Source organism: Moorena sp. SIO2C4 (assembly GCF_010672485.1).
Taxonomy (GTDB): Bacteria; Cyanobacteriota; Cyanobacteriia; order Cyanobacteriales; family Coleofasciculaceae; genus Moorena; species Moorena producens.
On record NZ_JAAHGN010000292.1, the window covers coordinates 1 to 7,558 of the forward strand.

A 7,558-nucleotide genomic window follows, 5' to 3' on the forward strand; every position below is an offset into this window, starting at 1 on the left:
AGATAGGGTCGCCTTATTAAAAAATATTTAACCCTTTTCTGCATAACCTGCTAACTATAAAGGCGACCCTATCTAAGGTTTTGTCTCCGGGGGAAACCACGGCAGCGCGGTCATGGGGGGAACCCCCAAGACCGTAATGGTGAGTTTTCCGTAGGCGAATTAAATTCGCCACGGGTCGCACCTCTGCCTCCCCAAGACCGTAATGGTGCGTTTGACCCGTAATTAAATTCGCCACGGGTCGCACCTCTGCATCGCTTATTCAAAAGCACCATCTGTAGCACCTCAAGTAGCGTGCGCATTAGCTGATAGCTGATAGCTGATAGCTGATAGCTGATAGCTGATAGCTGAATACTTACATTTTTTTTTGAGATTACAACAGGCAAAATGCAACATAAACCTAAACGTTTCTGTTGCATTTTGTCTAATGGTTAACAGTTTAATGATTCGATTCAGTTTTGATAGTTTTCAACCCTTAACACAAACAACCTGCTTCAGAGTTGCCACTACCTCAACTAGATCTGACTGATTAGCCATCACCTGATCAATTGGCTTATAAGCACCTGGGATTTCATCGATAACGTCCTTATCTTTACGGCACTCAACACCTTTAGTTTGCTCAACTAAATCATCAACGGTGAACTGCTTTTTTGCTTTGCTGCGAGACATCAAACGACCAGCACCATGAGCACAGCTGCAGTAGCTGTCATGATTGCCTTTACCCTTAACAATGAAAGACTTTGCCCCCATGGACCCAGGGATGATACCATAGTCGTCGGTACGAGCTCGCACTGCTCCTTTTCGAGTAACATAAACCTCTTCGGAGAAATGCACTTCTTTTTCGGCATAGTTGTGATGGCAGTTAACTGACAACAAGGGCTTGAAGGACTTACCACCAGCCAGATGTTTCTCTACAATTCCCTTGAAGCGAGCCATCATGATATCGCGATTGTAACGGGCATAGTTTTGCGCCCATTGCAAATCCCGCCAGTAGGCAGCAAATTCAGGGGTTCCTGCGACAAAGTATGCTAAATCTCGGTCAGGAAGGGTTGTATGTGCTAGCTTTGCTAATTCTTTAGCGGTCTTAATGTGGCACTTAGCTAGCTGATTACCAATATGCCGTGAACCAGAGTGTAGCATCAGCCACACTTGATTGTCGGTATCAAGACACAATTCAATGAAATGATTGCCACCTCCAAGGGAACCCAGCTGTTTCATGGATTTTCCATCTAGCCGTTGCACACCTGGATGAAGTTCCTTAAAATCACGCCAGCCTTGCCAGTTTACCACTGCTTTCTCGATATCTGTGTTTTGCTCAAAGCCAACGGGAATAGCTGCTTCAATGTCCAAGCGAATCTTCTTGAGCTTGCTCTCCAATTGGTCTGCCACAAAAGGGGTTTTAAAGGCAGACATGCCACAGTTGTGAACAAACACACCAGCGGTCAGGGCAAAGTTGTGATACTCTGGAACCGTTAGGCAGTAGACATCTTGTTTTTCCTGAAGTGGTAAGATATTGACGACTTTGTGATTTGCCCCCCCTACCAGATTTGAGCTTCGATGCTCGGCACGAGCAAGGTTATGGTGATCAATATGGTGGTCAATGACTGTTCTGTGACCTGGAAAAGATGGTACTGTTCCTGACAATTGAGATTCTAACCATTCAGAGGAAGGGATATCAGAGGGAGGGATAATCCCATCTGCCTTTTGCCATCTTCCAGAATCGGGTTGCTGGATTAAGGTGTAACCATCTTTATCGGTTTGGGAGTAGAAAGGCATCAAGGATGTCCCTGGTTCGAGGTCACGGGCTTCCCGGTAACTACCATCCCTGAGCATGAATCGATGATCGGGAGTACATTTAATTTCTTCTGAGTTGTCGAGAACGACCTTTAAGAGTAGTTGGTTACGGCGGGTTAATTTTGCTGTAGCCTTAGCCGCGACGATTTTTCCGGTTTGTGTGCAGGAGTAGACAATAATTTCTCGCTCTCCTTTGGCTAGTGCTTGGAGTGAGTAAGATTTGCCATCAACCAAGGGAACGAGGGTATCACCTGTAAAACAACCAATATCTACCCCGACAGCTGCTGGCAGGATGGCATCTTTGGTGGCAATTACAGAGCCAACCAATGAGCCTTTACCTAGGTGAACGTCTGGCATTAATGCGACGTGCTTAAACACAAATGGCAGAGACGCAACATTTTTCGCCATTTGGGTTTCCTGAGCAGCTAGGGAGTGATTCGCCCAAGACAGCACAGGTTTTGGGGTGGAGATGTCTAGTTTTTCGTAAGGCATAACAATAAATTATTTATTTTTTTTATATATTACACAATAATACAGATATATTACAAATTTGGCCATAAGGTCGAATCTGATCACCTGGTGTTCATCACAAGTTTTCTTGAAGTAATCTGTGGACAGTTTTGTAAGTGTCACACTATCCCCCTGTGCAGCTAAAATACTCTTGACCTGAAACCTAGCCAGACTCTGGATGATCAGCTTTGCTCAAAGACCAGGGGGCTAACCCCATAACCAGATAATTCCCAAATGAATTCCACTTCTGCAGGAGGTGGCTGTCTCAAATTGAACTATTATAAGATTTGGAGTTATTGAGTAATTTTTTTATATATTGCTATGGATATTCTGACACTAGGCTGGGTTTCTGTACTGGTTTTGTTCACTTGGTCAATCTCAATGGTTGTCTGGGGTCGTAACGGGTTTTAACAGTATCGTGGAAAATCCCGTAATCACTATGTTGTTCTTTGCTGCCGCTGGATTATTAGTGGTGGTCAGCGGAGGAATCATTTATCTAACTGCTGCTGAGTGGCGCGATCGCCGCCGCAAACAGCGGGATAAACAGGGATGAAAATCTGACAGCGGATGGCTGGGGGTTTTCATCCCTCTAAAGGAAGCACTACCAACTTATCAAAAGGGAGAGTTTGAGAGGGAAAAGAATACCCCTTGACGAATAGTTTGGGGATGAATTTTTACTTTCAAATAGTGTTAAAATAAAAGAGAAAGGTCTTAAAAAACTGGGAATTGACCTTACTCAGCTACCCCCGGTGCGGGGGAAAGTTACGCCCTAGGAGATAACAATCTATTTGGTTGTGCCTGGGAATCCCCATCCAAGACGGTTGGGGAAGTTCAAATCTCAACCAAACAAGCAAACGTTAATTAGTTTTGTTTGAACAGAGTCCTAGGAGGCTAAATCGTCGGACTCACTTGATATCGCTAAAGCTTATTCGTCCTAAATCAATACTAAAATTTATAATCCGTGATGTCACATGACGGAACAACCTTTTATAGTTTCTGCTCAGTATCTGAGTGAGCATCTTGATGATCCCGACATCGTAATTGTCGATTGCCGTTTTGCTCTATCTGATCCAGACCTGGGCTATGAGCAGTATAAAGTTAGCCATATCCCGGGCGCTCACTATCTCGATTTGAATAAGGACCTTTCGAGACCAGTAGAGCGTCATGGTGGGCGTCATCCTTTGCCTGAACCTCGGAAGTTAGCTCAAAAATTAGCAGGGATTGGTGTTAATTTCCGAAAAACCCTAGTGATTGCCTATGATGATTCCCGTTGTGCCTTTGCAGCCCGCTTGTGGTGGCTGCTGCGCTACTTGGGACACGACCAAGTGGCGTTGCTGGATGGGGGTTGGACAGGATGGCATTCCCAAGGGTATCCAGTAACTGATCAAGAGCCTACCACAAAACCAGGAATCTTTGTAGAGCAGTTGCGCTCTGATTCGGTGGTGGATATTAATAGTGTGAAAGTACGTAAAGATTTGCCAGAGGTGGCGTTGGTAGACTCTAGGGAAAGCGATCGCTATTTAGGTAAACGAGAACCGATTGACCCTGTTGCCGGTCACATTCCCGGTGCCCTCAACTACCCTTGGCATGGTGTGACGGACACCAATGGTTATTTGCAACCATTAACATTGCAACAAGAGCGCTGGACTGAGCTGGAGAACAAACAAGAAATTCTGGTTTATTGTGGTTCTGGTGTAACCGCTTGTGTCAATCTATTCTCCCTAGCATTGGCAGGAATGAACACTGGCAAGCTCTATGCTGGGAGTTGGAGTGACTGGTGCTCTTATCTATAATTTTACCCACCCGTTGACGCTGAAAGCTTTGAGGAACTGTGGCACTACTCAAAGCAAGCAACAGGTTAAGTGTGTTGCTTGCGCAAAAGCTTGCCAATCCCGTTAAACTACCACCCCTTTGATACTCCTGATTGTTTCGATCTGAGTTGGTCCCCTTCTCCCTATAACTTAACTGGAGAGGAGGGAAAATTTGGCATCCTATCCTCAAAATCCGGAAATTATCCCCCTATTGCTTACTCTTTCACGAGGTAAGTACAGATCACTCATCACTATCAGTAGTAATCAAATCACTAATTACCACTAACGTAAGCATTCAGCCGTCAGCCGTCAGCATTCAGCTTTGTGGCACAGGCTTAATGCCTGTGACTTTACTCAGATTAAACGAATGCTTACCTGTTTTATTCAAAAGCTGTTCGGTGTAGCTTGCCCAAGCGCCCATAAACTGATAGCTGATAGCTGATAGCTGAGTGCTTACCCACTAACTAGTTAAGTCTTAGGTAATTACTAATTTACTAGCTAAAAACTGCTAGAATAAAAAATTATCTTAAAGATTATATAGAAAATTGTTAGGTTTAAGTAAATATGCATTGTCCACTGAAACGTATGTCTATTTTTGTAGACGGCAATAATATGTTTTACGCCCAACAAAAGAATGGGTGGTTTTTTGATCCTAGGCGGGTTTTGGACTATTTTAAAAACGAGCCTGGTATTACTCTAGTTAATGCATTTTGGTACACCGGACTCAAAGATCCTCAAGACCAGCGGGGGTTCCGAGATGCTCTAATTAGTCTAGGATACACCGTTCGTACTAAAATTTTAAAGGAATATTATGATGATAACTCTGGTCGCTATTCACAAAAGGCTAATTTAGATATAGAAATTGTTGTGGATATGTTTAATACTGTGGAACAGTATGACAAAGTGATCTTGTTTAGTGGAGATGGGGATTTTGAAAGAGCCATTGAATTACTGCGCTCTAAAAATACCCATATTACGGTGGTTTCCACAGAAGGGATGATTGCTAGGGAACTGAGGAATGCCACTGACCGTTATATTGATTTAAATGATGTCCGTGATCAAATTGAAAAAATTGATTCATAGTTATAATTATATATGAAGCAAACTTTCGATCTAGTTGGCTGACGACCGTTCTCTTCAAATCACTGACTATCAACCCATCGAGTTAGTTATGAACCAGCAACCTCAATCAGAGCGCATTATCATTTTTGACACTACCCTTCGGGATGGGGAACAATCTCCTGGAGCAACCCTCAATGTGGATGAGAAGCTGATTATTGCTCACCAACTGGCACGATTGAGAGTAGATGTGATTGAAGCAGGCTTTCCCTACGCTAGTCCTGGTGATTTTGAGGCGGTGCAAAAAATTGCTCAAGCCGTGGGCATAGAATCTGGACCAACTATTTGTGGTCTAGCACGGGCAAGTCGTGATGATATCAAGGCGGCGGCGAATGCCCTCAAACCGGCAGCTAATGCCCGTATTCACACTTTCATTGCTACTTCGGATATTCATCTGGAGTACAAACTGAAGAAGACTAGAAAGGAAGTGTTAGAGATTGCTCCAGAAATGGTGGCTTATGCCAAGTCTTTTGTGGATGATGTGGAATTTTCCCCGGAGGATGCAGGGCGCAGCGATCCCGAGTATCTCTACCAAGTCCTGGAACGGGTAATCGATGCGGGGGCTACTACGGTTAATATTCCTGATACTGTAGGTTACACTACCCCAAGCGAATTTGGTGGCTTGATTCGTGGGATTAAGGAAAATGTTCCCAATATTGACCGGGCAATTATTTCTGTCCATGGTCATAATGATTTAGGTCTGGCAGTGGCTAATTTCCTGGAAGCAGTGAAAAATGGAGCCCGGCAACTGGAATGCACGATTAATGGTATTGGAGAACGGGCTGGTAATGCGGCTTTGGAAGAGTTGGTAATGGCATTACATGTCCGCCGTCAGTATTTTAATCCTTTCTTCGGACGCCCCCCAGAGTCGAAGGAACCCCTAAGCACTATTGATACTCGTCAGATTTACAAGACATCCCGTCTGGTTTCGAGTCTTACCGGGATGTTGGTACAACCGAATAAGGCGATCGTGGGCTCGAATGCTTTTGCTCATGAGTCTGGTATTCACCAGGATGGGGTGCTTAAGCACAAGCTGACCTATGAAATCATGGATGCGGAGTCGATTGGGTTAAAGGAAAATCAGATAATACTGGGTAAACTATCCGGTCGCAATGCTTTCCGTTCTCGCCTCAAGGAGTTGGGCTATGAGTTGTCCGACAATGACCTGAATAAGTCGTTTGTTCGGTTTAAAGAGGTGGCGGATAAGAAGAAGGAGATTACGGATTGGGATTTAGAAGCTATTGTTAATGATGAAGTTTATCAGGCACCGGAAGTGTTCCATTTAGAGTTGGTGCAGGTGTCCTGTGGGGATAATTCTAGTCCTACGGCTACGATTACCCTGCGAACACCTACCGGTGAAGAACTTAGTGATGCTGCTATTGGTACTGGTCCGGTGGATGCGGTGTACAAGGCCATTAATCGGGTGGTGAATGTGCCTAATGAACTGATTGAGTTTTCGGTGCAATCGGTAACGGCAGGAATTGATGCTCTTGGGGAAGTGACTATTCGTTTGCGGCACGATGAACGGGTCTATTCGGGTTATGCGGCGAATACGGATATTATTGTGGCTTCTGCACAGGCCTATGTGAATGCGCTGAACCGACTGTATTCAGCCATGCAGAACGGTAAGTTGGGTAATGATCCTGAGTTATCGATAGGATCTAGAGCAGGGGTCTGATCTCAAATTGTTATGGAATTATAGCAAGTCTTATACCCATGAGGTACAACTTGATCCCCCTAAATCCCCCTTAATAAGGGGGACTTTGAGGTTGAGAAGCGTACCTCATAAATTCTAGAAACGCTATATCTAATATCTTAAAGTTTAAACCTCTGCATACTTTGCCTTTCAATATTCAATAATTGTCCCACTGGTTGAAACGGTGGGATTTATTTTTGCTGAAAGGTTTTTGTTGACACTCCCCACTACTCGACTGTTCGATAAAATAAGGTTTTATTTGCCAAGGTCTAGGTCTAAGTTAGGAATTAGGATTGCGTATGTCAGCTGCCGAGCTAAACACTGACAGAAAACACCAACGTCACACAGAGTCAGGCTTTTACTATTTTGCTTATGGCTCTTGTATGTGTCCAGTAGATTTAAAGCGATCGCTTGGGGAAGATACTCATAATTTTGTGATTGGTACTGCTACTCTCAAGGATTATCATATTGGTTTTTATCGCAAATCTCGACGTCGTAATTGTGGGACGCTGGATGTGGTGAAAACTCCTGGGTCAAGGGTTGAAGGAGTTTTGTATCATTTACCTTGGCGGGTGAGTGAAGCTTTGGATCTGCGGGAAGAAGTGCCTCGCGGTAGCCACCGCGAGGCACA

Annotated in this window: 8 protein-coding genes; 6 read left to right on the top strand and 2 right to left on the bottom strand. The window is 44.3% G+C overall.

Annotated elements, in window-relative coordinates; translation table 11 throughout:
- Window positions 1-16 precede the first annotated feature (16 nt).
- Both F6K20_RS16545 and F6K20_RS16550 read right to left on the bottom strand, forming a co-directional pair.
- Window positions 17-235 carry a hypothetical protein gene (locus F6K20_RS16545; protein ID WP_154659968.1) on the bottom strand — a complete coding sequence of 73 codons (219 nt, stop codon included), beginning with the start codon at window positions 233-235 and terminating at the stop codon, window positions 17-19.
- Window positions 236-465: 230 nt separating this feature from the next.
- Window positions 466-2,283: an intein-containing RctB family protein gene (locus tag F6K20_RS16550; RefSeq protein WP_287295341.1), complete on the bottom strand. Its 1,818-nt coding sequence runs from the start codon at window positions 2,281-2,283 to the stop codon at window positions 466-468.
- A 339-nt stretch (window positions 2,284-2,622) separates the two neighbouring features.
- Here F6K20_RS16550 and petN point away from each other — a divergent pair, with 339 nt between their 5' ends.
- From petN to F6K20_RS16580, 6 genes are all read left to right on the top strand, one after another.
- On the top strand, window positions 2,623-2,712 hold the full coding sequence (gene petN, locus F6K20_RS16555) for a cytochrome b6-f complex subunit PetN (protein WP_010871354.1): 90 nt from the start codon (window positions 2,623-2,625) through the stop codon (window positions 2,710-2,712).
- A 7-nt stretch (window positions 2,713-2,719) separates the two neighbouring features.
- Entirely contained in the window at window positions 2,720-2,854 is a 135-nt protein-coding gene (locus tag F6K20_RS16560) for a hypothetical protein (protein WP_267872114.1), read from the top strand.
- A gap of 418 nt (window positions 2,855-3,272) precedes the next feature.
- On the top strand, window positions 3,273-4,094 hold the full coding sequence (locus F6K20_RS16565; protein WP_008190374.1) for a sulfurtransferase: 822 nt from the start codon (window positions 3,273-3,275) through the stop codon (window positions 4,092-4,094).
- A gap of 582 nt (window positions 4,095-4,676) precedes the next feature.
- Window positions 4,677-5,195: a LabA-like NYN domain-containing protein gene (locus F6K20_RS16570; protein WP_044495347.1), complete on the top strand. Its 519-nt coding sequence runs from the start codon at window positions 4,677-4,679 to the stop codon at window positions 5,193-5,195.
- Window positions 5,196-5,283: 88 nt separating this feature from the next.
- Window positions 5,284-6,909 (top strand): 2-isopropylmalate synthase, encoded by a 1,626-nt coding sequence (locus F6K20_RS16575; RefSeq protein WP_044495474.1) that lies wholly within the window; start codon window positions 5,284-5,286, stop codon window positions 6,907-6,909.
- A gap of 317 nt (window positions 6,910-7,226) precedes the next feature.
- Window positions 7,227-7,558 (top strand): gamma-glutamylcyclotransferase family protein (locus tag F6K20_RS16580; RefSeq protein WP_287295342.1); only part of this gene is annotated, 332 nt, incomplete at its 3' end.

Excerpts from the sequence above, each read along its gene's own strand:
- petN (WP_010871354.1), top strand. The coding sequence starts at position 2,623 with ATGGATATTCTGACACTAGGCTGGGTTTCTGTACTGGTTTTGTTCACT.
- F6K20_RS16565 (WP_008190374.1), top strand. The coding sequence starts at position 3,273 with ATGACGGAACAACCTTTTATAGTTTCTGCTCAGTATCTGAGTGAGCAT.
- F6K20_RS16570 (WP_044495347.1), top strand. The coding sequence starts at position 4,677 with ATGCATTGTCCACTGAAACGTATGTCTATTTTTGTAGACGGCAATAAT.
- F6K20_RS16550 (WP_287295341.1), bottom strand. The coding sequence starts at position 2,283 with ATGCCTTACGAAAAACTAGACATCTCCACCCCAAAACCTGTGCTGTCT.
- F6K20_RS16575 (WP_044495474.1), top strand. The coding sequence starts at position 5,284 with ATGAACCAGCAACCTCAATCAGAGCGCATTATCATTTTTGACACTACC.